Origin of the sequence: Mycolicibacterium boenickei (assembly GCF_010731295.1) — a bacterium.
Taxonomy (GTDB): domain Bacteria; phylum Actinomycetota; class Actinomycetes; order Mycobacteriales; family Mycobacteriaceae; genus Mycobacterium; species Mycobacterium boenickei.
The window spans coordinates 1,262,833-1,285,634 of the sequence record NZ_AP022579.1; the positions used below are offsets into that span (position 1 = coordinate 1,262,833).

The 22,802-nt window shown below is 67.3% G+C and carries 21 protein-coding genes; 15 read left to right on the forward strand and 6 right to left on the reverse strand.

Annotation, left to right across the window (positions count from 1 at the left end; all coding sequences use genetic code 11):
• Positions 1–87: 87 nt before the first annotated feature.
• On the forward strand, positions 88–633 hold the full coding sequence (locus G6N57_RS05880; RefSeq protein WP_077741788.1) for a PadR family transcriptional regulator: 546 nt from the start codon (positions 88–90) through the stop codon (positions 631–633).
• A gap of 59 nt (positions 634–692) precedes the next feature.
• A complete protein-coding gene (locus G6N57_RS05885; protein WP_077739680.1) occupies positions 693–1,784 on the forward strand; it encodes an inositol-3-phosphate synthase in 1,092 nt (363 codons plus the stop codon).
• Between the two features lie 71 nt (positions 1,785–1,855).
• Here G6N57_RS05885 and G6N57_RS05890 read toward each other — a convergent pair whose 3' ends face one another.
• On the reverse strand, positions 1,856–2,176 hold the full coding sequence (locus G6N57_RS05890; protein WP_077741789.1) for an antibiotic biosynthesis monooxygenase family protein: 321 nt from the start codon (positions 2,174–2,176) through the stop codon (positions 1,856–1,858).
• A gap of 47 nt (positions 2,177–2,223) precedes the next feature.
• Between G6N57_RS05890 and G6N57_RS05895 the strand changes: the two genes are divergently transcribed.
• From G6N57_RS05895 to G6N57_RS05925, 7 genes are all read left to right on the forward strand, one after another.
• Positions 2,224–3,123: an Rv0045c family esterase gene (locus G6N57_RS05895; RefSeq protein WP_036443620.1), complete on the forward strand. Its 900-nt coding sequence runs from the start codon at positions 2,224–2,226 to the stop codon at positions 3,121–3,123.
• A 126-nt stretch (positions 3,124–3,249) separates the two neighbouring features.
• Complete coding sequence (locus G6N57_RS05900; protein WP_077739681.1) at positions 3,250–5,322, forward strand: PhoX family protein; 2,073 nt, start codon at positions 3,250–3,252, stop codon at positions 5,320–5,322.
• A gap of 15 nt (positions 5,323–5,337) precedes the next feature.
• Positions 5,338–6,147 (forward strand): LLM class F420-dependent oxidoreductase, encoded by an 810-nt coding sequence (locus G6N57_RS05905; RefSeq protein WP_077739682.1) that lies wholly within the window; start codon positions 5,338–5,340, stop codon positions 6,145–6,147.
• A gap of 88 nt (positions 6,148–6,235) precedes the next feature.
• Positions 6,236–6,901 carry a GntR family transcriptional regulator gene (locus tag G6N57_RS05910; RefSeq protein ID WP_077739683.1) on the forward strand — a complete coding sequence of 222 codons (666 nt, stop codon included), beginning with the start codon at positions 6,236–6,238 and terminating at the stop codon, positions 6,899–6,901.
• A gap of 45 nt (positions 6,902–6,946) precedes the next feature.
• Positions 6,947–8,719, forward strand: coding sequence for an ABC transporter substrate-binding protein/permease (locus tag G6N57_RS05915; RefSeq protein ID WP_077739684.1), 1,773 nt, complete (start codon positions 6,947–6,949; stop codon positions 8,717–8,719).
• Positions 8,719–9,456, forward strand: a complete 738-nt coding sequence (locus G6N57_RS05920) for an amino acid ABC transporter ATP-binding protein (RefSeq protein ID WP_077739685.1) — start codon at positions 8,719–8,721, stop codon at positions 9,454–9,456. The genes G6N57_RS05915 and G6N57_RS05920 overlap by 1 nt, the downstream gene beginning before the upstream one ends.
• Before the next feature lie 90 nt (positions 9,457–9,546).
• Positions 9,547–10,029, forward strand: coding sequence for a MarR family winged helix-turn-helix transcriptional regulator (locus G6N57_RS05925; RefSeq protein ID WP_077739686.1), 483 nt, complete (start codon positions 9,547–9,549; stop codon positions 10,027–10,029).
• A 6-nt stretch (positions 10,030–10,035) separates the two neighbouring features.
• Here G6N57_RS05925 and ggh read toward each other — a convergent pair whose 3' ends face one another.
• The gene (ggh, locus tag G6N57_RS05930) at positions 10,036–11,376 is read right to left on the reverse strand and encodes a glucosylglycerate hydrolase (RefSeq protein ID WP_077741790.1); all 1,341 of its coding nucleotides are present in this window, start codon (positions 11,374–11,376) and stop codon (positions 10,036–10,038) included.
• Positions 11,377–11,453: 77 nt separating this feature from the next.
• Here ggh and G6N57_RS05935 point away from each other — a divergent pair, with 77 nt between their 5' ends.
• Positions 11,454–12,128 (forward strand): SDR family oxidoreductase, encoded by a 675-nt coding sequence (locus tag G6N57_RS05935; protein ID WP_077739687.1) that lies wholly within the window; start codon positions 11,454–11,456, stop codon positions 12,126–12,128.
• 48 nt (positions 12,129–12,176) lie between these two features.
• Here the strand turns inward: G6N57_RS05935 and leuS are convergent, their stop codons facing one another.
• Complete coding sequence (leuS, locus tag G6N57_RS05940) at positions 12,177–15,050, reverse strand: leucine--tRNA ligase (RefSeq protein WP_077739688.1); 2,874 nt, start codon at positions 15,048–15,050, stop codon at positions 12,177–12,179.
• 211 nt (positions 15,051–15,261) lie between these two features.
• Here leuS and G6N57_RS05945 point away from each other — a divergent pair, with 211 nt between their 5' ends.
• Both G6N57_RS05945 and G6N57_RS05950 read left to right on the forward strand, forming a co-directional pair.
• On the forward strand, positions 15,262–16,161 hold the full coding sequence (locus G6N57_RS05945) for an LpqN/LpqT family lipoprotein (RefSeq protein ID WP_097926180.1): 900 nt from the start codon (positions 15,262–15,264) through the stop codon (positions 16,159–16,161).
• 58 nt (positions 16,162–16,219) lie between these two features.
• Complete coding sequence (locus G6N57_RS05950) at positions 16,220–16,570, forward strand: hypothetical protein (protein WP_077739690.1); 351 nt, start codon at positions 16,220–16,222, stop codon at positions 16,568–16,570.
• A 17-nt stretch (positions 16,571–16,587) separates the two neighbouring features.
• Here the strand turns inward: G6N57_RS05950 and G6N57_RS05955 are convergent, their stop codons facing one another.
• The gene (locus G6N57_RS05955) at positions 16,588–17,193 is read right to left on the reverse strand and encodes a YqgE/AlgH family protein (RefSeq protein ID WP_036390722.1); all 606 of its coding nucleotides are present in this window, start codon (positions 17,191–17,193) and stop codon (positions 16,588–16,590) included.
• Between the two features lie 89 nt (positions 17,194–17,282).
• Here G6N57_RS05955 and G6N57_RS05960 point away from each other — a divergent pair, with 89 nt between their 5' ends.
• The 3 genes from G6N57_RS05960 to G6N57_RS05970 all read left to right on the forward strand — a co-directional run bounded on the left by G6N57_RS05960 (position 17,283) and on the right by G6N57_RS05970 (position 20,731).
• Positions 17,283–18,566: an MFS transporter gene (locus G6N57_RS05960; protein WP_077739691.1), complete on the forward strand. Its 1,284-nt coding sequence runs from the start codon at positions 17,283–17,285 to the stop codon at positions 18,564–18,566.
• 23 nt (positions 18,567–18,589) lie between these two features.
• A complete protein-coding gene (locus G6N57_RS05965; RefSeq protein WP_077739692.1) occupies positions 18,590–19,366 on the forward strand; it encodes a TIGR03084 family metal-binding protein in 777 nt (258 codons plus the stop codon).
• Between the two features lie 309 nt (positions 19,367–19,675).
• Positions 19,676–20,731 carry an IS110 family RNA-guided transposase gene (locus tag G6N57_RS05970; RefSeq protein ID WP_163646610.1) on the forward strand — a complete coding sequence of 352 codons (1,056 nt, stop codon included), beginning with the start codon at positions 19,676–19,678 and terminating at the stop codon, positions 20,729–20,731.
• Positions 20,732–20,757: 26 nt separating this feature from the next.
• On the opposite strand, the gene G6N57_RS05975 is transcribed toward G6N57_RS05970, so the two are convergent.
• A complete protein-coding gene (locus tag G6N57_RS05975; protein WP_097926550.1) occupies positions 20,758–21,252 on the reverse strand; it encodes a pullulanase in 495 nt (164 codons plus the stop codon).
• Positions 21,253–21,270: 18 nt separating this feature from the next.
• Entirely contained in the window at positions 21,271–22,737 is a 1,467-nt protein-coding gene (locus tag G6N57_RS05980; RefSeq protein ID WP_077739693.1) for a CCA tRNA nucleotidyltransferase, read from the reverse strand.
• Positions 22,738–22,802 lie beyond the last annotated feature (65 nt).

Below are 22,802 nucleotides of genomic sequence, written 5' to 3' on the forward strand. Positions count from 1 at the left end.
CAAATATATCGGCGCGATACAGTTTGGCGAGGTGTTGATCCGTCGTAGCGATCAATTCCATCTGATCTGTCGAAAGGGGTGATCTTGATGCTTGAGCTCGCAGTACTGGGACTCCTGCTCGAGTCACCCATGCACGGCTATGAGCTGCGCAAACGTTTGACGGGTCTGTTGGGGGCGTTCAGGGCGTTCTCGTATGGATCGCTCTACCCGGCATTACGTCGCATGCAGGCCGACGGCCTCATCGTCGAGGACGCCGCACCCTCGGGGCCGACCAAAGTGCGCCGGGCTCGGCGGGTGTACCAGCTGACCGATGCCGGCAAGCAGCGATTCAGCGAGTTGGTCGCCGACACGGGACCACAGAACTTCTCCGACGACGGGTTCGGTGTCCACCTTGCCTTCTTCAACCGCACCCCGGCCGAGGCCAGGATGCGAATTCTGGAGGGGCGCCGCCGCCAGGTGGAAGAACGCCGGGAAGGTCTGCGCGAAGCCGTGGCGCGGGCCAGTAGTTCTTTCGACCGCTACACCCGTCAGCTGCACCAGCTGGGCCTGGAGTCCAGCGAACGAGAAGTGAAATGGCTCAACGAGTTGATCGCGGCCGAACGTACGGCGCAGGGGCGCCCGGAAAACATATGAGCACAGCTCCGAACGCGGCCCCCCAGGCCGAGCACACAGAACGAGTAAGGAGATCGTCCATGTCTGAGCACGCAGGAGAAATCCGGGTCGCCATCGTCGGCGTCGGTAACTGCGCATCATCCCTGGTCCAGGGCGTGCAGTACTACCACAACGCCGATGAGAACACGACTGTGCCGGGCCTGATGCACGTGAAGTTCGGCCCCTACCACGTGCGTGACGTCAAGTTCGTCGCCGCGTTCGACGTCGACGCCAAGAAGGTCGGCTTCGACCTGTCCGAGGCCATCTTCGCCTCCGAGAACAACACCATCAAGATCGCCGACGTGCCGCCGACCAACGTGACGGTGCAGCGCGGCCCGACGCTGGACGGCATCGGCAAGTACTACGCCGACACCATCGAGATCTCCGACTTCGAGCCCGTCGACGTGGTCCAGGCGCTCAAGGACGCCAAGGTCGACGTGCTGGTCTCCTACCTGCCGGTCGGCTCGGAAGAGGCCGACAAGTTCTACGCCCAGTGCGCCATCGACGCCGGCGTGGCCTTCGTCAACGCGCTGCCGGTGTTCATCGCCTCCGACCCGGTGTGGGCCAAGAAGTTCGAGGACGCCGGCGTCCCGATCGTCGGCGACGACATCAAGAGCCAGGTCGGCGCGACCATCACCCACCGCGTCATGGCCAAGCTGTTCGAGGACCGCGGCGTCACGCTGGACCGCACTTACCAGCTCAACGTCGGCGGCAACATGGACTTCCTGAACATGCTGGAGCGCTCACGTCTGGAGTCCAAGAAGGTCTCCAAGACCCAGGCCGTCACCTCCAACCTGACCGGCTCGCTCGCCGGCAAGGTCGAGGACAAGAACGTCCACATCGGCCCGTCCGACCACGTGGCGTGGCTCGACGACCGCAAGTGGGCCTACGTCCGCCTGGAGGGCCGCGCCTTCGGTGACGTGCCGCTGAACCTGGAGTACAAGCTCGAGGTGTGGGACTCCCCCAACTCGGCAGGCGTCATCATCGACGCGGTGCGCGCCGCCAAGATCGCCAAGGACCGCGGCATCGGCGGCCCCATCGAGGCGGCCTCGGCCTACCTGATGAAGAGCCCGCCGAAGCAGATCGCCGACGACGTCGCGCGCATCGAGCTGGAGACCTTCATCAAGGGCTAGTTCTTCGCGTTCGATTCTGCGCTCAGGGCGTGTGCTTCCCGCACATCAACGCCCTGGGCGCAGAGTCGTTTTCAGGCCGTGAATTCCTCGACGACGCGGTACAGCCCGGGGTGGGCGATGGTCGAGAACGTCTCCGCGACGTGGTGGATCCCCGCCTGGAACTCCGGCTGTGCGAGCGCGGCCTGCAGCGCCTCGGCGCTGTCCCACTCGGCGACATTGACCAGCTGGAATTTCGAGTCCGGCGCCAGGGCCCGGTGCAACCGGAACGAACGGAACCCCGGCTGCCTGCTCATGAACTCGGCGCGGGTGTGCCAGTCGGCGGCGAATGCATCCAGCTCGTCCTGCGGCACCTCGAACACGTTGATCAAGGTGACCGGTTCGGTGTTCGTCATGATTCCGACCATAGTTCGGCCCAGCGGGTGGTCGTACAGTCGAAGCCGTGACGGGGATATCTGACGACGCATTGACCGGCCTTGACGAGTTCGGGCTCCTCGACGAGAACGCCGAGCAGATCGGGGCGACCGGCCCGCTGCCGCCGGTCGCACGCATCGAGCATGGGCCGATCAGCGCGCTGAAGTTCGGCACCGACGCCCCCCGGATCGTGTTCCTGCACGGCGGCGGCCAGAACGCGCACACCTGGGACACCGTGATCCTCGGCCTCGGCGAACCCGCGCTGGCCGTCGATCTGCCCGGCCACGGCCGTTCCGCCTGGCGCGAGGACGGCGATTACGGCCCGAAACTCAATGCCGCAAGCCTGATTCCGGTGCTCGAAGAGCATGCCCCCACCCCACGTCTGGTGGTCGGAATGTCGCTGGGCGGGTTGACCGCGCTGCGGATCGCGGCGACCGAGCCCCGGCTGGTGCCCGAACTCGCGCTCGTCGACGTCACCCCGTCGGCACCCGAACGCCACAACGAGATGACCAAGGCCCAGATGGGCACGGTCGCGCTGGTCCAGGAGGACCGCACCTTCCCGAGCTTCCAGGCGATGCTGGACCTGACCATCGCCGCCGCCCCGCACCGGGATCCGAAGTCGTTGCGGCGCGGTGTATTCCACAACTCCAAGCAGCTCGACGACGGCACCTGGACATGGCGTTACGACTCGTTCCGCAAAGGTGACGGCTTTGAGGGGCTATGGGACGACGTCCCGGCGATCACCATGCCCACCACCCTGATCCGCGGGGCCAACTCGTTCTTCGTCAACGACGAAGACGCCGACACCTTCGCCAGGACCGCGCCCGGATTCCGGCGCACCCACGTCGTCGCCGACTCCGGCCACTCCGTGCAGGGCGATCAGCCGGCCAAGCTCGTGGAGATCCTGCGGGGTCTGCTCAGCGGCTAGTTGTCGCTGGTTCGGCCACCAGCGGTTAACCAGTTCGTTCACGGCACTTTGCCAGCTACCCGTAGGTTCCGACTGGACCCGGTCGCCAGCCCTCGACCGGTATCGGTCGGAAGGAACTTGCGCGCAATGGCGCTGATACCGTTGAACCTCTTTCTCACTCATCGTGGAACCTCGTCGCGCCAGCATGTGACCTGCCGATTCCGGTGTGGCGACGCATGCTCGAAGCCAGTCCCCAACAACACTGAGAACGAGTACTTCGGCGACATCGTCCAGCAGCTCTCGCGGCGCTCGATGCTGCGGGCGACCGGTGTGACCGTCCTGGCAGTCGGCGCCGGATCGGCGCTTGCCGCGTGCGGGACCGACGGGCAGCCCGTAACGACGCCGACGGCTCCGGCAGCCCCCGCCGAGACGCCCCCAGGAATGAAGTTCGGCCCGGTGCGGCCGAATGTCGAAGATGCCGTGGTGATCCCCGAGGGCTACCGCCAGCACGTGGTGATCGCGTGGGGCGATCCGATCCTGCCCGATGCTCCGGCATTCGACGTGAACAAGCAGACGGCCGAAGCCCAGCGCAAGCAATTCGGCTTCAACAATGACTTCGCTGCCCTCATGCCGATCGAGGGGCGCGACAACCACTTTCTGCTGGTAACCAACTTCGAGTACGTCACTCCCCAGTTCATGTTTCCCGGCTACAACCCGGACGCGCCGACCCGTGAGCAGTTCGACATCGAGATCGCCGCGGTCGGCATGGGCGTTGTCGAGGTCGAACGCGGTCCCGACGGTGCACTCAAACCGGTGATGGGCCGTTACAACCGGCGAATCACCGCCGAAACCCCGTTCACGCTCACCGGTCCCGCTGCCGGAACCGACTTCGTCAAGACCGCGGCCGACCCGGCCGGCCGCACAGTGGCAGGAACATTCGACAACTGCTCAGGCGGCGTAACCCCCTGGGGAACGGTGCTTTCCGGCGAAGAGAACTTCAACAGCCGCTTCGGCGCGCCCGAGGGCAGTCCGGAACCCAAGCCGGTGGACGCCGACCGATTCAACCGCTACGGCATCGAGCTTGAGCCGACAGAACTCAAGTGGGAGAACTTCGATCCCCGGTTCGATCTGGCGAAATCCCCCAACGAGGTCAACCGTTTCGGCTACGTCGTCGAGATAAACCCGTGGGACCCGAACTCGACCCCGGTGAAACACTCCGCGCTCGGACGGCTCAAGCACGAGGCCGCCAACGTCTACGTCACCGACGACGGCACCGTCGTGGTCTACACCGGTGACGACGAGCGCTTCGACTACATGTACAAATTCGTGTCCGCCAAGAAAATTCAACCCGGACACGATCCCGCGGCCATGGCACACAACATGACCCTGCTCGACGAGGGAACGCTATATGTGGCCAAGCTGTCCAGCGATATTCCTGCCGCCGAGATCGACGGATCCGGAAAGCTGCCCGCGAAGGGCTCGTTCACCGGGTCGGGCACCTGGTTGCCGCTGTTGCGATCCGGGCCCGGCGGGGCCGGGGAATCCTTGGTCGACGGCTTCACCGCACAGGAAGTCGCGGTGTTCACCCGCATGGCCGCCGACAAGGCAGGCGCCACCAAGATGGACCGCCCGGAGGACTTCGAGGCCAATCCTCACACCGGCAAGGTCTATGTCGCGCTGACCAACAACGACAAACGCGGCGCTGAAGGCAAGGCCGGGGTGGATGCGGCCAACCCACGCAACGAGAACAAGAACGGCCAGATCCTGGAGATCACCGACGAGCACGCAGGCACGACGTTCACCTGGGACCTGTTGCTGGTGTGCGGTGACCCGACGGCGGCCGATACCTACTACGCAGGTTTCGACAAGACCAAGGTCAGCCCCATCTCGTGTCCCGACAACCTCGCCTTCGACAGCCACGGCAATCTTTGGATCTCCACTGACGGCAACGCTCTCGACTCCAACGACGGACTGTTCGCCGTCGCCCTCGACGGACCGAACCGCGGTGAGACCAAACAGTTCCTGTCGGTGCCGATCGGAGCCGAGACGTGCGGCCCGGTGGTGACCGACGACCTGGTGACGGTATGTGTCCAACACCCCGGCGAGGGTGACGACTACAGCCTTCACACGCCGCTGTCGCATTGGCCGGGTGGCGGTGACACACCCGCGCGCCCTGCCGTCGTCGCCGTGTGGAAGCCCGAGGGTCAGATCGGCGTCTAGCGCTACGGTTGTGAGATGAACCAGCCGTCGTCTCCCATCCGTATCGGGGTGCAGCTGCAGCCACAGCACTCCCCCAAGTACAGCCATATCCGCGACGCGGTGCGCCGCTGCGAGGACATCGGCGTCGACATCGCCTTCAACTGGGATCACTTCTTCCCGCTCTACGGTGATCCCGACGGTGCGCACTACGAATGCTGGACGATGCTCGGCGCCTGGGCCGAGCAGACCTCACGCATCGAGATCGGCGCCCTGGTCAGCTGCAACTCCTACCGCAACCCCGAGCTGCTGGCCGACATGGCCCGCACCGTCGACCACATCTCTGACGGACGCCTCATTCTCGGCATCGGAAGTGGTTGGAAACAAAAGGATTACGACGAGTACGGGTACGAGTTCGGCACCGCGGGCAGCCGCCTGGACGACCTGGCCGAGGCCCTGCCCCGGATCGAGGCCCGGCTGGCCAAGCTCAACCCGGCGCCCACCCGGGAGATCCCGATCCTCATCGGCGGTCAGGGCGAACGCAAGACGCTGCGCCTGGTGGCCGAACACGCCGACATCTGGCACGCGTTCGTCGACCGCAACACCTACCCGGGCAAGGCGGAGGTCCTCGCCGAGCACTGCGGCATCACCGGCCGCGATCCGTCCACCGTGCAGCGCTCGGCCGGGGTGCAGGAGTCAGGTGGCATCGACGCGATGCTCGCCGAGGCCGACGCACTGGCCGATCTGGGCGTCAGCATCCTCACCGTGGGCGTCAACGGACCCGACTACGACCTGACCGCCGCCGAAGCCCTGTGCCGCTGGCGCGACGGTCGAGCGCGCAAAGTTTAGCGACTGAGCTGTAACAACTCGGGTCCCCGATCGGACAGACACGTGAGAAACTTGCGCATCACAACCGCACAGGGGGAGACACGCCAGGGTGCCCAAGAACTACGGGGTCAAGGAGAAGGATCAGGTTGTCACGCACATCATCAATCTGGTGATGACGGGCAAGCTGCGATCCGGCGACCGTATTGACCGCAACGAGATCGTTCGTGACCTCGGGCTCAGCCGCGTCCCCATCCAGGAAGCCGTGGTTCAGCTCGAGCACGACGGCATCCTCTCGACGCGGTACCACCGCGGCGCATTCGTGTCCCGGTTCGACGAGGCCACCGTTGCCGAGCACCATGAGTTGTACGGCATCCTCAACGGCATCGCCTCGGCGCGCTGTGCTGCGAGTCCCACCCCCCGCATCGTCGCCCACCTCGATGACACGTTGCGAGTGATGCGTTCAGCAAAGGACACCAAGACCTTCCAGGAGGCGTGTTGGGTGTTCCGCGACGCGATCAACGACGAGTACGCCGGGCCGCGCCTGCATGCCACCATCCGGGCCGGTAAGAGCTTCGCGCCCTCGGAATTCTGGATCAACTACCCGAAAGCCAAGGCCGACTTCCTGACCGGCTACGAGGCCGAGACCGCTGCCATCCACGCCCGCGACCCCGAAGGCGCCCGCCAGGCCTGCACCGAACGCGCCGAGAAGATGGCCCAGATCATGATCGCCGAGCTCACCCGCCGCGGCGTGTTCGGCGACTTGCGGTCCCCTTGATCGGAATCACTCATGACCGGGCGTCCGCCCACTAGGTTGCATCAGATGGACGCCAGACGATCGGCCGCGCTGCTGACCACGGTCCTGATGCTGTTCGGTCTGCTGTGTGCGGCACCGGCAAGCGCGGACGTCGATCAGTGCGCACCCCCCGGAGTGGACAGTGCCAGCGCACTGCCCACCAACCTGGCAGCCGCGGCCACCGGGCCCGGCGCCGACAAATACACCACCGCCGGCGTGGTCCCCCTCGATGCGGTCCGGCCTGAGAATCTCGGCCTCGGGACCCCAGGCGTGCTCACCGTAGGCACGTTGTCGGACGCACCGCCCAGCATCTGCATCAACTCGGCCGGACAGTTCACCGGCTTCGACAACGAACTGCTGCGTGCCATCGCCCACAAGCTCGGCCTGCGGATCAACTTCGTCGGCACCGACTTCTCCGGCCTGCTGGCCCAGACCGCGTCCCGGCGCTTCGACGTGGCGTCCTCATCGATCACCACCACCGACGCCCGGCGCCGTACCGTCGGCTTCACCAACGGCTACGACTTCGGATACTTCTCTCTCGTGGTTCCCACCGGTTCTCCGATCACCGGGTTCAGCCAACTCGCCCCCGGCCAGCGCATCGGGGTGGTGCAGGGCACCGTGCAGGAGGCCTACGTCATCGACACGCTGCACCTGCAGCCGGTGAAGTTCCCCGACTACAACACCGTCTACGCCAGCCTCAAGACCCGTCAGATCGACGCCTGGGTGGCGCCGTCGCAGCAGGCCTCGGGCACAGTGCAACCCGGTGACCCGGCGCAGATCATCGAAAACACCTTCAGCCTGGACAATTTCGTGGCATGGGCGGTGGCCAAGGAGAACCAGCCGCTGATCGACGCGCTGAACTCCGGGCTGGACGCCGTGATCGCCGACGGCACCTGGGCCAAGCTGTATTCGGACTGGGTGCCCCGGGCCCTCCCCCCGGGCTGGAAGCCCGGGTCCAAGGCCGCGCCCGCACCTCAGCTACCCGATTTCGCCGCGATCGCCGCCGCCAAGGAGAAGCCCGCCGCAGGCGCCCCCGCCGCGCCCAAATCGACACTGGCGCAACTGAGGGACTCGTTCCTGGACTGGGACCTCTACAAGCAGGCGATCCCCGATCTGCTGCGCACCGGCCTGCCCAACACGCTGATCCTGACCGTGTGCGCCAGCGTCATCGGGTTGGTGCTCGGGATGATCCTGGCGGTGGCAGGTATCTCCCGGTCCCGGTGGTTGCGCTGGCCCGCCCGGGTGTACACCGACATCTTCCGCGGCCTTCCCGAAGTGGTGATCATCCTGTTGATCGGGCTCGGTATCGGGCCCGTGGTCGGATCGCTCACCGGCAACAGCCCCTATCCGCTGGGCATCGCGGCGCTGGGGCTCATGGCGGCGGCCTACGTCGGGGAGATCTTCCGCTCCGGCATCCAGAGCGTCGAGGCCGGACAACTGGAAGCCTCACGCGCCCTGGGCTTCAGCTATGCCTCGTCGATGCGCCTGGTCGTCGTCCCGCAGGGCATCCGACGGGTGCTGCCGGCCCTGATGAACCAGTTCATCTCACTGCTCAAGGCATCGTCGCTGGTGTATTTCCTCGGCCTGGTGGCCAGCCAGCGCGAGCTGTTCCAGGTCGGCCGAGATCTCAACGCCCAGACCGGAAATCTGTCACCGCTGGTGGCCGCCGGGCTGTTCTACCTGCTGCTGACCATCCCGCTGACACATCTGGTGAACTTCGTCGACAACCGGCTGCGGCGCGGCCGCGCACCCGTCGAAGAGGAACTGCCGCCCGCCGCGACCACCCAGGAGATGATCTGATGTCGGCTCCACAGCCAGTCGCGCTGGCCGCCAAGGACATCCACCTCTCGTTCGGGCCGAACGCGGTGCTGCGCGGGGTGGACCTGGACGTGCCCGCCGGCACCACGACGGCCGTCATCGGCCCGTCCGGATCCGGGAAATCGACGCTGCTGCGCACCTTGAACCGCCTGTACGAACCCGACAGCGGCGATATCCTGCTCGACGGCCGCTCCGTGCTGGCCGACAATCCCGACCAGCTGCGCCAGCGGATCGGCATGGTCTTCCAGCAGTTCAACCTGTTCCCGCACAAGACCGTTCTGGACAACGTCACGCTCGGCCCGCGCAAGCTCAAGAAGCTCAGCCACGACCACGCCCGCACGGTGGGCCTCGAGCAACTCGACCGGGTTGGTCTGCGGCACAAGGCCGATGTGCGTCCGAGCACACTTTCCGGCGGCCAGCAGCAGCGGGTCGCGATCGCCCGGGCACTCGCCATGGCCCCGCAGGTGATGTTCTTCGACGAGGCCACCTCCGCATTGGACCCGGAGCTGGTCAAGGGAATCCTGGAGTTGATCGCCGAGCTGGCGGGCGAGGGGATGACGATCCTGGCGGTCACCCACGAGATGGGCTTCGCCCGCTCCACCGCCGACTCGGTGGTGTTCATGGATCACGGCAAAGTGGTCGAATCGGGTACCCCGGATCAGATCTTCGAAGCGGCCGAGACGGATCGGCTGCGCCGCTTCCTGTCGCAGGTGCTGTGAGGGCAATGCTGTGAGGGCAACGGGAAACCCCTCCGCCAAACCCAACAAGCTGCCGACCTGTCTGCTCCAGACAGGTTAGACTAGCGAATTATGGTGGAGCCCGATTCACAGGTCACAGAGCTGGCCGGAGAGCTGCAACGCGTTCTCTCCAAGGTGTTCTCGGTGCTGCGCCGCGGCGACACCAACAAGGGCACTGCCGGCGAACTCACGCTGGCCCAGCTGTCCATCCTGCTCACCCTGCTCGACCAGGGCCCGATCCGGATGACCGAGCTGGCCGCCCGCGAGCGCGTGCGCACCCCGACCACCACCGTGGCGATCCGCCGGCTGGAGAAGCTCGGCCTGGTCAAGCGCTCCCGTGACCCTTCCGACCTGCGTGCCGTGCTCGTCGAGGTCACCCCGCGCGGGCTGGTGCAGCACCGTGAATCGCTGGCCGCCCGGCGCGCCGACCTGGCCGCCCGGTTGGCCAACCTGAGCTCCGACGATCTCGCGACGCTGGCCACCGCGCTGGCCCCGCTCGAGCGACTGGCCAGCCAGAACGAGCAGGCTCCGGCCAATTCCGCCAAGTCCGAGTAGGCCGGGCTAGCCCAGCCAATCCAGCACCGCCGCCGCGGTCCACGACTGCTGCATGCTGCCCAGTGGCTCCCCGGTGAACGGCTCGTAGTACTCGGCGAAGGTCCCGTCACTTGCCTGGCGCAACCCTTCCCGGCGCAGCGTCGAAGCCCGCTCGGCCCAGCCGCGGCGCGCGAAGCACCACGAGAACAGCCAGGTCATCACCGGCCACACCGGGCCGCGCCAGTACTCGCGCGACCGGAAATCGCGCGACACCGGCGAGGTCGACGGGATGAGCGCATACCGCAGGTCCGGATGCCCGCAGAAGCGCGGACCTTCCAGCAGCCGCAGCAGAGCACGTTCACGATCGTGCGGCAGGCCGCCGCACAGCAGCGGCGCGAACTGCGCGACCGTCTCGGTGGCCACCCACTTCTTCGCGCGGACGTCGTAATCCCTTGCCGCGCCGCTGCGTTTATCGGTGGTCTCGACGACCCCGGCCCGGAACCGCTCCGCCCACGAATAGAGATCGCGGACATCGGCATGCGGGCGTTTGTAATCCTCGCCGATCTCGGCGAGCACCTGGCACGCCACCGAGAAGACCGCCGAGACGAACACGTCCTCGACCGCGAAGCTCATCACCTTCGGAAGCAGATCATCGTCGTAGCGAACGGATTTCATCTCCTCGAGGAGCCATAGGTACCGGTCGTACTCGAGATCGCTCGGCCGCTGCGTGGCGTCGGTGATGATCGCGTTGTCCTCACGCTGATACTCCGGCACGGGGCCGGGAACCACGTTGGCGTAGGCGCTGTCCCAGCGCGGCGAGTTGTCCATACCGGACTCCCACCCGTGATACAGCGTGATGCGGCCACGGCCGTCCTGATCCCGCGTCTCGGCCAGCCAGCGATGCCAGCGCACCAGATCCGCCCACCGCCGATCCAGGAAGCTGGCTGCCACCGCCCGGGTGGACCGGCCGCGGCTGCGGGCGTGATCGAGGATGCGCTGGACCGCGATCGCATGCACGGGTGGTTGCGTGATGCCTGAGGTGTGCCGGATCCGCGGGGCGTTGGCCGCCAGGGCCGACGTGGCCCACCGGGCCGGGCCGGGAAAGTAGCCGTCGACGCCGTTGGCGAACACGATGTGCGGGATCATCCCGTTGCGCCACTGCGCCGAGAGCAGGGTGTCGAGTTCCACCACGGCACGCTCGACGCTCAGCGGGGCCAGCCCGATCGAGACGAACGCCGCGTCCCAGCTCCACATGTGCGGATACAGCAACGGCGCGGCAGTGGTCATCACACCCAGGTCGTTGCCGCGCAGCAGGTAGGCGGCGCGCGCGGCGAGCTGGGTGGGAGCGAAGCTGGGGTCCGGTGGCATCCATACCATGATGCGACGCCGGGCCCCGGTCCGCAGGTCGGCCCCGTGCTCTTCGGCGTCACAGTAACGTTGCAGTCGTGCCGTCTGCATTGATCACCGGAGCCGCTGGCGGCATCGGTTCGGCCATCGCCGCCGCCCTTGCTCCCACCCACACGCTGTTTCTCGGCGGCCGCCCGTCGGGGCGCCTCGACGCGCTCGCCGAGCGGCTCGGTGCACCGACCTGGCCGCTGGACCTGACCGACGCCGATTCGATCGAGTCGGCCGCCGAGGTGCTCAGCGAGCTCGACGTGCTGGTCCACAACGCCGGCGTACTCTATCCGGGCCGGGTATCGGAGTCCATCCCCGAACAGTGGCGGGCCTCGTTCGAGGTGAACGTCACCGGCGCGGTGGCGCTCACCCTGGCCCTGCTGCCCGCGCTGCGCACCGCCCGCGGACACGTCGTATTCATCAATTCCGGTGCCGGACAGAAGGTTTCACCAGGGATGGCGTCCTATTCGGCCAGCAAGTTCGCGCTGCGGGCATTCGCCGACGCGTTGCGCACTGACGAGCCGTCCCTACGCGTCACCTCGATCTTCCCCGGGCGCACGGACACCGAGATGCAGCGCGACCTGGTGGCCTACGAATCCGATGGCGTCGGTAAGTACGACCCGGCGAAATTCCTCAAGCCGGAGACGGTCGCCGGGCTGGTGGCGACGGCCGTCAACACCCCGCCCGACGGACACGTACACGAAATCGTGGTCCGCCCCGGGTGATTCGGGTGCATGCAGCGACGCTGACCGCCGCTGGATGCACCCAAATCGCTAGACGACGAGGTTGACCAGCCGACCCGGGACCACGATGACCTTCTTGGGGGTGGCGCCGTCCAGGAAGGCCTGCACCTTCTCGTCGGCCAGCGCCGCCGCCTCGAGCGCCGCCTTGTCAGCGTCGGCGGCCACGGTGATCTTGCCGCGCACCTTGCCGTTGACCTGGACCGGGAACTCGATGGTGTCGTCCACCAGGTACTGCGGATCGGCCACCGGGAACGGGCCGTGCGCCAGCGAGGCGTCGTGGCCCAGCCGCTTCCACAGCTCCTCGGCGAGATGCGGGGCCAGCGGGGCCACCATGAGCACCAGCGGCTCGATCGCGCCGCGGGCCGACACCCCCTCCTTGGTCAGGTGGTTGGTGTACTCGATCAGCTTGGCTGCCGCGGTGTTGTTACGAAGCGCCGCATAGTCTTCGGTGACGCCGGCGATGGTGCGGTGCAGGATCTTCAGCGTGTCGGTGTCGAGTGCCTCGTGCTCGTTGACACTGGTCGCCCCGGTCTCCTCGTCGACCACGACGCGCCACACCCGCTGCAGGAACCGGTGCGCACCGACGACATCCTTGGTCGCCCACGGCCGCGACGCCTCCAGAGGACCCATCGACATCTCGTACACGCGCAGGGTGTCCGCGCCGTACTCGTCGCAGATCTCGTCGGGCGAGACGGAGTTCTTCAGGCTCTTGCCGATCTTGCCGAACTCCTGGTTGACCTGTATCTCGCCGTCCGGCCCGGTCCAGAAGAACTTCCCTTCGCGCTCGACCACTTCGGCCGCGGGCACATAGCTGCCGCGGGAATCGGTGTAGGCGAAGGCCTGGATGTAGCCCTGGTTGACCAGTCGGCGGTACGGCTCGCTCGAGCTGACGAACCCGAGATCGAACAGCACCTTGTGCCAGAAGCGCGAGTACAGCAGGTGCAGCACCGCATGCTCGACGCCTCCGACGTACAGATCGACGCCGCCCGGGTCGTTGGGACCGTGCTCGGCCGGTCGCGGGCCCATCCAGTAGGCCTCGTTCTCCTTGGCGCACAGCTCTTCTGAGTTGTGCGGGTCGGTGTAGCGCAGCTCGTACCACGAGCTGCCGGCCCACTGCGGCATCACGTTGGTGTCGCGGGTGTAGGTCTGCAACCCGTCACCGAGATCGAGTTCGACATGCACCCATTCGGTCGCCTTGCCCAGCGGCGGCGAGGGTTCGCTGTCGGCGTCGTCGGGGTCGAACGACACCGGCGCGTAGTCGGGGATATCCGGAAGCTCCACCGGCAGAGCCGATTCCGGCAGCGCGTGGGCGCGGCCTTCGGCGTCGTAGACGATCGGGAACGGCTCGCCCCAGTACCGCTGCCGGGCGAACAGCCAGTCCCGCAGCTTGTACTCGATCCGGGCCCGGCCGCGGCCGTCGGCCTCCAGGTGCTCGATCACCTTCGCCTTGGCCTCGGCCACGGACAGCCCGTCGAGATAACCGGAGTTCACCATGGTGCCGTCGCCGTTGTAGGCGGCCTCGGTGATGTCGCCGCCGGAGACCACCTCGATGATGGGCAGGCCGAACTCGGTAGCGAAGTCCCAGTCGCGCTGGTCGCCGCCGGGCACCGCCATGATGGCCCCGGTCCCGTAACCGGCCAGCACGTAATCGGCGATGAACACCGGAACCTGCTGACCGTTCACCGGATTGGTGGCGTACGCACCGAGGAACACGCCGGTCTTGGCCTTGTTCTCCTGGCGCTCCAGATCCGACTTGGCCGCGATCCCGGCGCGGTACGCCGCGACGGCCTCAGCCGGAGTCGCCGCGTCGAAGGTCCACCGCGAATCGGTGCCCTCGGGCCACGCGTCGGCCACCAGCGCATCGACCAGATCGTGCTCGGGAGCCAGCACCAGGTACGTGGCGCCGAACAAGGTGTCCGGGCGAGTGGTAAAGACCTCGACATCGCCTGCCGCGGTACCGAATTCAACCGAGGCGCCGGTGGACCGGCCGATCCAGTTGCGCTGCATGGCCTTGACCTTGTCCGGCCAGTCCAGCACATCCAGATCGTCGAGCAGCCGGTCCGAGTAGGCGGTGATGCGCATCATCCACTGCCGCAGCCGCTTCCGGAACACCGGGAAGTTGCCGCGGTCGCTGCGCCCGTCGGCGGTGACCTCTTCGTTGGCCAGCACGGTGCCCAGGCCCGGGCACCAGTTCACCATCGAGTCGGCGCGGTACACCAGGCGGTAGCCGTCCACCACCTCGGCGCGCTCGGCATCCGACAGCTCGGCCCAGGCCCTTCCGTCATCGAGAGTGCGTGCGCCGGAGTCGAATTCGGCCACCAGCTCACTGATCGGGCGGGCCTTCTCGGCGGCCGTGTCGAACCAGGCGTTGTAGATCTGCAGGAAGATCCACTGCGTCCACTTGTAGAAATCGACATCGGTGGTGGCGAAGCTGCGCCGCGAGTCGTGGCCGAGCCCCAGCCGGCCCAACTGCCGGCGGAAGTTGACGATGTTGGCCTCGGTGCGGATACGCGGGTGGGTCCCGGTCTGCACGGCGTACTGCTCGGCGGGCAGACCGAACGCGTCGAAGCCCAGCGCGTGCAGCACGTTGCGTCCGGTCATCCGGTAGTACCGGGCGTAGACGTCGGTGGCGATGTAACCCAACGGGTGCCCGACGTGCAGGCCGTCACCGGACGGGTACGGGAACATGTCCTGGACGAACATCTTGTCGGCCGGCACCGGGGAGCCGTCCTGCGGTGCCAGCGAGCCCACCGGATTGGCCACATTGAATGTGCCGAGCTCCGACCAGGTCTCCTGCCAGGAGTGCTCGATCTGGCCCGCCAGCTCCGCGGTGTACCGGTGCTGAGGGGTATCCGTTTCCGGGCCAGACTGCCCTGACTGTGAGGTGGTGGCGGGTTCGATCACGCCGTTCAGGGTATAAGGCGACAGTTTGAGCAGCTCACCGCCCGTCTCACGGTTGCGTCGGCCACAGCTTGGTATCGGTTTCGTCGCGGCACTGTCAGGGGTTGGTTCCAGGTCGATTGAGTTGCTGGTGGTAGGCGGTCAGCCGTGGATATTCTCGGCGCCTAGTGGAGAGATTGCCTGGTGAGGGCACGGTTTGCGGAGGAAACGAGTGATGATCGAGTTGGCCAGCCGGTGGCGGGTGCTGGCAGCAGGCACGGCCGTCGGTGTCGCGGCGGTCGTCGGCTTCGCCGGTCAGACCGCCTCAGCCGAACCCCTGCTCCCGGCTCCCGTGGTCCCCGGCCCGGTGACCGTGACCCAGACCGTCACGGTCGCACCCGCCGCGGCGGCACCCGCGGCCCCCGGCGTCCCGGGTGCGGCGGTCGCGCCCGGCGCGGCGACGATCCCGGCACCCGCGGTCGCGGCGCCGGCCCCGGTGGCCCAGACCATCACCCCGGCCCCGTCAGGCACCTTCGCCGAGTTCTTCAAGAGCAAGGGCGTCAAGATGGAGCCTCAGGTCAGCCACAATTTCAAGGCGCTGAGCATCGTCCTGCCGCTGCCGTCCGGCTGGACCAACGTGCCCGATCCCAACGTGCCCGACGCGTTCGCCGTGATCGCCGACCGGTCCAGCACCGACCTCTACACCCCCAACGCACAGGTCGTGGTCTACAAGCTCGTCGGCAACTTCGACCCCGCCGAAGCGATCAGCCACGGCTTCGTCGACACCCAGCAGTTGCAGAGCTGGCGTCCGACCGACATGGCGATGGGCGATTTCAACGGTTTCCCGTCGGCGTTCATCGAAGGTAGCTATATGTCGGGCAGTCAGATGCTCAACACCTCGCGCAGGCACATCCTGGCCACCGCGGGTCCCGACCGTTACCTGGTGTCGCTGTCGGTGAACTCCTCGGCCGCCAACCAAGGTGTTTCAGCGGCTGCCGACGCCGCCGACGCGATCGTGTCCGGGTTCAAGGTCAGCGCCCCGGCCCCCGCGGCCGCGCCGCCGCCAGCTACTCCGGCCCCGGCCGCACCCGCGCCGGCACCGGGTTTGCCCCAGCTCCTGGGCCTGCAGCGCTGAATCACCCGGACCAAACCCGGCCTCGCATCAATGCGCGGCGCCTCGTATTGTGTGGCGCATGCTGATCGCCGCGCTGCTGTGTTTGAGCGCCGCCGTCATCGTCGGCGTGTTCGGGTTGTGGTTGTTGACCAGACCTCGCACCGGTGATCCCGTGCGCTCCGTGTTGAGGGCCGTGGCCCCCACCCAACTGGCCGCCGCGGTGATGCTCGCCGCCGGTGGCGCCGCCGCCCTGGCCGCCGCGCCCCACACCGGCCTGATGGTCGTCATGGTGTGCATCATCGGTGCCATCGCCACCGTGGCCGCAGGCTGCTGGCAGAGCGCCAAGGCAGTGGCTGCAGCGGAGGCCACCTCGGCTTCCGGTGCGGGCTGCGCCGGCTCGTGCGCCAGCTGCACGTTGTCCTGTAAGTGACGGACGCAGACAGCCCGCTAGTTGCGGCTGACGTCGATCGGATGCGTGGCCAGTAGCGACATCGGCAACGGCTGACGACGCAGCACCCGGCCCCACAGGTCGATCCGCGGCTCGATCAGCACATCCGACGGCAACGCCGAGAGCACGATCCAGTCGTCACGTTCGATCTCACCGTCCAGTTGGCCGATGGTCCAGCCGGAGTACCCGGCGAATATCCGCACGCCCTCGATCACCGGGGCCAGCGTGTCCGGGTCCGCGTCGAGATCGACCATCACCACGCGGCCCTGCACGTGCCGCAACCCCGGGACACCGTCGGCCTGCATGCCCACCCGCAGCGTCGCCAGGCACAACGCCGAGTCCCGCTTGACCGGGCCGCCGATGAACATGGTCTTGGGTTTGGTGGTGAGCTTCGCCCACTGCGGCAGCACGTTGTAGACCGCCGTCTCGCTCGGCCGGTTCAACACCACGCCGAGCGTTCCACCTGCGTTGTGCTCCACGATGTAGATGACGCTGCGCCGGAAAGTCGGCTCCAGCAGATCGGTATTGGCCAGCAGCAGTGTGCCCGGGCGTACCCGATGCGCCGCAGGCGCGATGAAATCCTCCGGATCTTCTGACTGCGCCACGCCCTACATCATGGCACCGCGACTGCCTCGACGTGGCGAACAAGCCCGGGCGCGGTCGGATTTCGACTCAGCTTTGTACTGTTGATCGGGTGATTCATGCGCGTGCTCCCCGTGCCCTGTGGCACTCGTTGCGCGGCATGACCGAATTCCGCCGCCTCCTGGAGTTGCGCGCGGTCAGCCAGTTCGGCGACGGCCTGTTCCAGGCCGGGCTCGCCGGCGCGATCCTGTTCAACCCTGAGCGCCAGGCCGAGCCGTGGCAGATCGCCGCCGCGTTCGCCGTGATGTTCCTCCCGTACTCGGTGCTCGGCCCCTTCGCCGGAGCGCTGCTGGACCGCTGGGACCGGCGTCTGGTCCTGATCGGCGCCAACCTCGGCCGGCTGCTCGTGGTGCTGCTGGTGGGTGTGCTGCTGGCCTTCGGCGCCGGTGACATACCGATCCTGTGCTGCGCGCTGATCGTCAACGGGTTGACCCGGTTCGTCTCGTCGGGTCTGTCGGCCTCACTGCCCGATGTGGTGCCGAGCGACCGGGTGGTGACGATGAACTCGGTGGCCACCGCCATCGGCGCGCTGGCAGCCTTTCTCGGCGCGGACTTCATGCTGGTGCCGCGCAAGTTGTTCGGCGCCGACGACACCGGCGCCTCGGTGGTGATGTTCATCGTCGCGCTCCCGGTGGCGCTGGCGCTGTGGCTGTCGGTGCGTTTCGGCCCGCACGTGCTCGGCCCGCACGAGAGCAAGCGCGCGATCCACGGCTCGGTGGTCTATGCGGTGGCCACCGGTTGGGTGCACGGCATCCGGACGGTGTGGGCCGTCCCTCCGGTCGCGGGCACCCTGGCCGGACTGGCCGCGCACCGCATGGCCTTCGGGATCAACTCGCTTCTGGTGCTGGTGATCGTCCGGCACACCGACAACCCGGACGTGACCGGGTTGGGCCTGGGCACCGCGGTGCTGTTCGTGGCGGCCGGAGGTGTCGGACAGTTCCTGGCGACTGTGGCCGCCCCGGCGGTGATCGGCCGGATCGGGCGGTACGCGACCGCCAACGGCGCGCTGGCCTTCGCGGTGCTGATCCAGCTGGTGGCGATCGGGCTGCATGTGCCGGTGATGCTGGCCTGTGGCTTCCTGCTCGGCGCGGCCGGACAACTCGTGAAGCTGTGCGCGGATTCTGCGATGCAGCTCGATGTCGACGACGCGCTGCGCGGTCACGTGTTCACCGTGCAGGACGCGCTGTTCTGGATGTCGTTCGTCGCCGCGATCGCCGCGGCGGCCGCGGTGATTCCCGCCGACGGACGCTCGCCGGCGCTGGTGGTCGCCGGCGCCGCGGCCTATCTCGTCGGGCTCGGACTACATGCCGCGGTGGCATCCCCGAAGCGGGTGTGACGCTGCGGTCTAGGCTGACCGCCATGGTGAGCGCCGAGCCGATCGTGGCCGACTTGTCCGCCGAGAGCGACGAACTCGATGCCCTGGTGGCCGACCTCGCGCCCGAGCGCTGGGCCACGGCCACCCCGGCCGAGGGATGGACCATCGCCCACCAGATCGCGCATCTGCTGTGGACCGATCGCGTGTCGGTCATCGCGATCACCGACCAAGCCGGGTTCGACGCGGTTCTCGCCGAGGCCATGCAGAACCCGGCCGGCTTCGTCGACGCCGCCGCCGAGGAACTCGCGCTCACACCGCCCGAACAACTGCTGGCCGACTGGCGCGCGACCCGCGCGAGGCTGCACACCGAGCTGGTGAACGTGGCCGAGGGCCGCAAGCTGCCGTGGTTCGGCCCGCCGATGAGCGCGACCTCGATGGCCACCGCCCGCATGATGGAGACCTGGGCGCACGGCCTCGATGTGGCCGACGCGCTCGGGGTACACCGGCCCGCGACCGCACGGCTGCGCTCGATCGCCCACATCGGAGTCCGCACAAGGGATTTCGCGTTCACAGTGCACGGGCTGACCCCGCCGGCCGAGCCGTTCCGGGTCGAGCTGACCGCGCCCGACGGCTCGTTGTGGGAGTGGGGGCCGCAAGATGCGCGGCAACGCGTGACGGGATCGGCCGAGGACTTCTGCATGCTGGTGACCCAGCGCCGGGCGCCCGCCGATCTGGACGTGACGGCGGTGGGCGACGACGCCGCCAAGTGGCTGACCATCGCGCAGGCCTTCGCCGGACCGCCGGGAGCCGGCCGGGGCTGAGCGCACGGTCGTCGTGGCGCGAGGGTGCGCGAACTGCTGACATTTCACGGCGTGGCGGGGGGCAGACACGCACTCAGTGTCAATGTGGTGATTGCCGCTGTTGCGGTGGTTGGGTTCTTTCCACCTGGTGTCTGGCTCAAACACGCACTGCCATCCGTCTGGGTTGGCATTCGAGCATTCTGCCGACATCAGGTGGGAAGGACCGACCGGCGTGACTTGATAGGAGCGTGGCACCGCCCCCACTGAGATGTGTCCGCCGGCCGGCCCAACCTTCACTCATCCACCTCTTGATGAAAGAAGGCACTGTCCATGGTGATTGTTGGCACCGACGTACACAAGCGCACCCACACCTTTGTCGCAGTCAACGAGGCCGGCGCCAAACTGGGTGAAAAAGTCGTCCCCGCGACCACCGCCGGGCACCACACGGCGTTGCAGTGGGCGCGCAGCCAGTTCGGCCAAGACCTGCTCTGGGGCGTCGAAGATTGCCGCAATCTCTCGGCCCGCCTCGAGCGCGACTTACTCTCAGCGGGCCAACGGGTGGTCCGGGTAGCGCCCAAACTGATGGCCCAGACCCGAGCCTGCGCCCGCACCCGCGGCAAGTCCGATCCGATCGACGCTCTGGCCGTCGCACACGCAGTGCTGCGGTATCCCGATCTGCCCGTCGCCGCCCACGACGCGGTGTCACGGGAGTTGAAACTACTGGTGGATCGCCGCGAAGACCTTGTGGCTCAACGGACCTCAACAATCAACCGACTGCTGGGACGAATCCATGAACTCGACCCCGCCCGCACCCCCAAACGCGGTGCCCTGGACCGGGCCAAGACCCGTGCCGAGCTGGGCAACTGGCTCGACACCCTGCACGGACTGCTCGCCGAGCTGGCCCGCGACGAACTCGACGACATCACCCGCCTGACCGACACCGTCAACGCCCTGGCCGCTCGAATCGGCCAGCACGTCCACGATGTCGCCCCCGAACTGCTGGCCCTTCAAGGCTGCGGTGAATTGACCGCGGCCAAACTCGTCGGCGAAACCGCCGGCGTAAAGCGGTTCAAAAACGAGGCGGCTTTCGCCCGCCACAGCGGCACCGCCCCCATCCCCGTGTGGTCGGGCAACACCGCCGGCCGCGTCCGCCTCACACGCTCAGGCAACCGCCAACTCAATGCCGCCCTCTACCGCATCGCCCTCACCCAGATCCGCATCGCCAACAGCCCCGGACAGCTCTACTACCGCAAACGCCTCGCCCACGGCGACTCATCAACCGAAGCCCTCCGCTGCCTCAAACGCCGCCTCGCCCGCACCGTCTACCACCGACTCCACACCGACGAACAAGCCCGCCTCAACGACCCACACCCAGCCGCCGCTTGACATAGGAGCAATGCTCGCGGGGCAAGTCAGGAGACCGAGTCGGCGCGGCCGTCTCCGTCGGTGTCCGCCAGCTTCAGGTCCCAACGCCCGTCACCGTCGGTGTCGACGTACGCCAGGCCCGGACCGAGCGCCCGATCGGCCAACCCGTCCCCGTCGGCGTCGAGCAGCCGGTCATCGGCCGCGCCGTCGGCGTCGAAATCGACCAGCGGCCCGCCCGGGGCGCGCTCGACCCCGTCCAACCCGAACCAGCGCACCTGCCCCGACCGGTCCACCCGCACCGCCCAGGTGCCCGAACCGTCGTCGGAGAAATAGCTCTCGGCCTGCCCGTCGTCGTCGACATCGAGCACCGCCCGCTCGGCTATACCGTCGCCGTCGAAATCGGCCATCACGTCGTCGACCCGGCCGTCCCCGTCGAAATCCAGACCGATGCCGTCCGGGCTGCCGTCGCCATCCACATCCACATCGGGTGTGCCGGTGACGATGGTCGCGGTCCCGTCGGGCTCACCCAGGCAGTAGTCCATGACTGATCAGACGCACGATCAGCCCCTGGCGTTCCACCATTTCAACAATTCGTCGATGGCCTGCTCGCGGGACAGCGGCCCGTGGTCGAGCCGCAGTTCCTTGAGGTACTTCCAGGCCTCGCCGACCTGCGGGCCGGCCGGGATGCCGAGGATCTCCATGATCTCGTTGCCGTCGAGATCCGGCCGGACCCGCTGCAGGTCTTCCTTGGCCGCCAGCTCGGTGATCCGGTTCTCCAGATCGTCGTAATTGGCCTGCAGCCGCGCGGCGCGACGCTTGTTGCGGGTGGTGCAATCGGCACGCACCAGCTTGTGCAGCCGGCCGAGCAGCGGGCCGGCGTCGGTGACATAGCGGCGCACCGCCGAGTCCGTCCACTTGCCGGTGCCCTTGTCGTCGGCATAGCCGTGGAACCGCAGATGCAGGTACACCAGCTGCGACACGTCGTCGACCATCTGCTTGGAGTACTTGAGCGCCCGCATCCGCTTGCGGGCCATCTTCGCGCCGACCACCTCGTGGTGGTGGAAGCTGACCCCGCCGTCGGATTCATGCTTGCGAGTCGCGGGCTTGCCGATGTCGTGCAGCAGCGCGGCCCAACGCAACACCAGGTCCGGACCGTCATCCTCCAAATCGACGGCCTGCCGCAGCACCGTCAGCGAATGCCAGTAGACATCTTTGTGCTGGTGATGTTCGTCGATGGCCATCCGCATCTCGCCGACCTCGGGCAGCACCACATCCCCCAGCCCGGTCTGCACCATCAGATCGACCCCGGCGACGGGATCCTTGCCCAGCAGCATCTTGTCCAGCTCCGCCGCGATCCGCTCGACGGTGATCCGCTCCAACTGCGGAGCCATCTCCAGCAATGCTTCAAGCACCCGCGGCGCCACCTCGAACCCGAGCTGCGAAACGAACCGCACCGCACGCAGCATCCGCAGCGGATCGTCCCCGAAAGACACCTGCGGCGCCGACGGAGTGTCGAGCACCTTCGCCTGGATCGCCGCCAAACCGCCGAGGGGATCGATGAAGTCGCCGATCCCGCCCGGCTGATCCGGGCTGATGCGAACCGCCATGGCGTTCACCGTGAAGTCGCGGCGGACCAGATCGTCATCGAGGTTGTCGCCGAACTCGACGGTCGGATTCCGTGACACCTGGTCGTAGCTGTCCGCGCGGAACGTGGTGATCTCGAGCCGGTGCTCCCCCTTGCCCACACCGACGGTGCCGAACTCGATGCCGGTGTCCCACAGCGCGTCGGCCCACGGCCGCAGGAACTTCACCATCTGCTCGGGGCGGGCATCGGTGGTGAAATCGAGATCACTCTGCTCGGTCAGCCGGCCCAGCAGTGCGTCACGCACACTGCCGCCGACCAGATACAGCTCATGGCCCGCCGCAGCGAACACCGCACCGAGCTCGCGCAACACCTCGGCGCGCTGGTTCAGCGAGACCAGTGCGCCCGCCAGCAATTCGGCATCAGTAACAACAGCGTCGGCCACGTTCGATGAGCCTAATGCTCCCAGTGTGGTCACAACCGGCGAGTGTGGCAGGAGGCCCACCCCGT

Excerpts from the sequence above, each read along its gene's own strand:
- G6N57_RS05900 (WP_077739681.1), top strand. The coding sequence starts at position 3,250 with ATGGCGCTGATACCGTTGAACCTCTTTCTCACTCATCGTGGAACCTCG.
- G6N57_RS05950 (WP_077739690.1), top strand. The coding sequence starts at position 16,220 with ATGCTGATCGCCGCGCTGCTGTGTTTGAGCGCCGCCGTCATCGTCGGC.
- G6N57_RS05885 (WP_077739680.1), top strand. The coding sequence starts at position 693 with ATGTCTGAGCACGCAGGAGAAATCCGGGTCGCCATCGTCGGCGTCGGT.
- ggh (WP_077741790.1), bottom strand. The coding sequence starts at position 11,376 with ATGCCACCGGACCCCAGCTTCGCTCCCACCCAGCTCGCCGCGCGCGCC.
- G6N57_RS05925 (WP_077739686.1), top strand. The coding sequence starts at position 9,547 with ATGGTGGAGCCCGATTCACAGGTCACAGAGCTGGCCGGAGAGCTGCAA.
- G6N57_RS05975 (WP_097926550.1), bottom strand. The coding sequence starts at position 21,252 with ATGGACTACTGCCTGGGTGAGCCCGACGGGACCGCGACCATCGTCACC.
- G6N57_RS05880 (WP_077741788.1), top strand. The coding sequence starts at position 88 with ATGCTTGAGCTCGCAGTACTGGGACTCCTGCTCGAGTCACCCATGCAC.
- G6N57_RS05905 (WP_077739682.1), top strand. The coding sequence starts at position 5,338 with ATGAACCAGCCGTCGTCTCCCATCCGTATCGGGGTGCAGCTGCAGCCA.
- G6N57_RS05920 (WP_077739685.1), top strand. The coding sequence starts at position 8,719 with ATGTCGGCTCCACAGCCAGTCGCGCTGGCCGCCAAGGACATCCACCTC.
- G6N57_RS05890 (WP_077741789.1), bottom strand. The coding sequence starts at position 2,176 with ATGACGAACACCGAACCGGTCACCTTGATCAACGTGTTCGAGGTGCCG.
- G6N57_RS05915 (WP_077739684.1), top strand. The coding sequence starts at position 6,947 with ATGGACGCCAGACGATCGGCCGCGCTGCTGACCACGGTCCTGATGCTG.
- G6N57_RS05970 (WP_163646610.1), top strand. The coding sequence starts at position 19,676 with ATGGTGATTGTTGGCACCGACGTACACAAGCGCACCCACACCTTTGTC.
- G6N57_RS05965 (WP_077739692.1), top strand. The coding sequence starts at position 18,590 with ATGGTGAGCGCCGAGCCGATCGTGGCCGACTTGTCCGCCGAGAGCGAC.
- G6N57_RS05945 (WP_097926180.1), top strand. The coding sequence starts at position 15,262 with ATGATCGAGTTGGCCAGCCGGTGGCGGGTGCTGGCAGCAGGCACGGCC.